This is a genomic window from Kitasatospora sp. NPDC004289 (genome assembly GCF_053602875.1).
In genome coordinates, this window is sequence record NZ_JBSGEL010000181.1 from 1 (window position 1) to 1,647 (window position 1,647).

Annotated in this window: 2 protein-coding genes; one reads left to right on the forward strand and one right to left on the reverse strand. The window is 72.1% G+C overall.

The window, feature by feature from the left end; genetic code table 11:
- The first annotated feature begins 103 nt into the window (after positions 1 to 103).
- Positions 104 to 301 carry a hypothetical protein gene (locus ACWEPF_RS39895; protein WP_452176528.1) on the forward strand — a complete coding sequence of 66 codons (198 nt, stop codon included), beginning with the start codon at positions 104 to 106 and terminating at the stop codon, positions 299 to 301.
- Between the two features lie 94 nt (positions 302 to 395).
- Here the strand turns inward: ACWEPF_RS39895 and ACWEPF_RS39900 are convergent, their stop codons facing one another.
- Positions 396 to 1,334: a MerR family transcriptional regulator gene (locus ACWEPF_RS39900; RefSeq protein WP_452176529.1), complete on the reverse strand. Its 939-nt coding sequence runs from the start codon at positions 1,332 to 1,334 to the stop codon at positions 396 to 398.
- Positions 1,335 to 1,647 lie beyond the last annotated feature (313 nt).

Below are 1,647 nucleotides of genomic sequence, written 5' to 3' on the forward strand. Positions count from 1 at the left end.
TCACCGTCTCCCCGACCCCGAAGTACCGCGCCACACCCTCCGTCGTGATGTGCACCCCGTCCGGCATCAGCACCAGCGCCCCCGGCGCGGCCCGCTGCTCGCGGTGAGCAGCGGGCCGGTGCCGCAGCGGGTCGAGGCCCTTCTCGGTCCGGTGCCGGTGCGGCCCGAGGCGGCCTCCGCCCGGGCCTCCGCTCTCGGCCTCGTGCTGGCGGTGGTCACGTGCGCCGTCGCGGCCGTCGCCGTCGCCTACGGCCTCCACGAGTACGTCGAACTCGCCGCCGAGGTGATCCGGGCCCGCTGACCGCCGATCGGGACGCAGGTGTGGTGAGCCTGGGCTCACTTCGCGCACCGGCCGTCGAGGGAACTGCCGGCACACGGCCCGGGCAGCCGAACCGTCACTGCCGTGTCCGGACGCGCAGGGCCTGGACGGACCAGTCGAGCACCGGTGCCAGACTCTCCGGGGCCGACCAGCCGTTGACCACCGCGAGGAGCTGGAGGTACCGCTCCCGGCGGGGGTCGTTCACGCTCTCCAGTCGAGTCACCAGCCGCCGGCGGAGCTCGACGTCGTCCGGGCGGCCGAGGAGGTGCGCGTAGTGCGCCGTGAGCGCCGCCACGATCGGATCGGCCCGGGGCGAGGCCGGGTCGATGCCGGCCGTCAGGGCCGGGCCGACCTGGTCGCGGACGGCTGCCGCGATGTCGCGGCGCGGGATCGTCGTGCCGCCGAGGGCCTGCTCGGCTGCCTGCTCCTCGGCCATCCGTCGCACGGCGGCGCGGAAATCCGGGTCCAGGGACAGTTCGGCCAACTCCATCCAGGCCTGGACCTGTTCCTCCTCCGGGTTGTCGGGCAGCTCGGGGGTCATCGAGCGCATGGCCCCCGCGAACGCGGGGGCGGCGTCGAGACCGCCGAAGACGGCGTCGAGGAAGTCGCCGATCAGACGTCGGCGTCCGTCCTCGGAGAGCTGGGCCAGTCGGTGCATGTGTTCCGTCTCCTCGGGTGTGGACCCGCGCTCGGCCACCGCCGTCAGCACCGCGCGCCGCAGGCTGAGGACGCGGATCTGCACGGCCAGTGCTTCGGCGTGCGCCGCGGCGACTTCGGGGAGCGCGAGCTCGCGGTCCACGACCTTGCGGATCGTGGGGAGGTCCAGTCCCAGCTCGCGCAGGGTCCGTACGAGGTCCAGGCGTGCGACGGCGTCGATGGTGTAGCGGCGGTAGCCGGCCGGGCTGCGGTCGGTCGGCGCCACGATTCCGCGATCGGAGTAGAACCGGATGGTCTTCACCGTGAGACCGGTCCGCCGAGCGAGCTCGCCGATCGAGTAGAGCGTGTCGCCGTCCATGCCCCCACCTTCGTGTCTCCCCCTGATGGAGACTCAAGCCCCTTCGCCTGCCGGTAGCCAACCACTCCTCGTCCGTGGGCACGCCCGGATGGATCGTGTGGTGACTACGGCGATGTAGACGGATGGCCGACCCCTGAACTAAGGTACGCCTAACCTAATGTCGTCCCTATGGGCGGCGACCTGCTCGTTTCTCGATGCCGATCCACCCGTGGAGTCCTCTGATGTCCGTCCGCCGTTCGCACCTCGCCGCGCTGCTCACCGTCGCCGTGGCCGGAGTCGCGCTGACCGCGTGCACCGAGCAGAAGAAGGACGT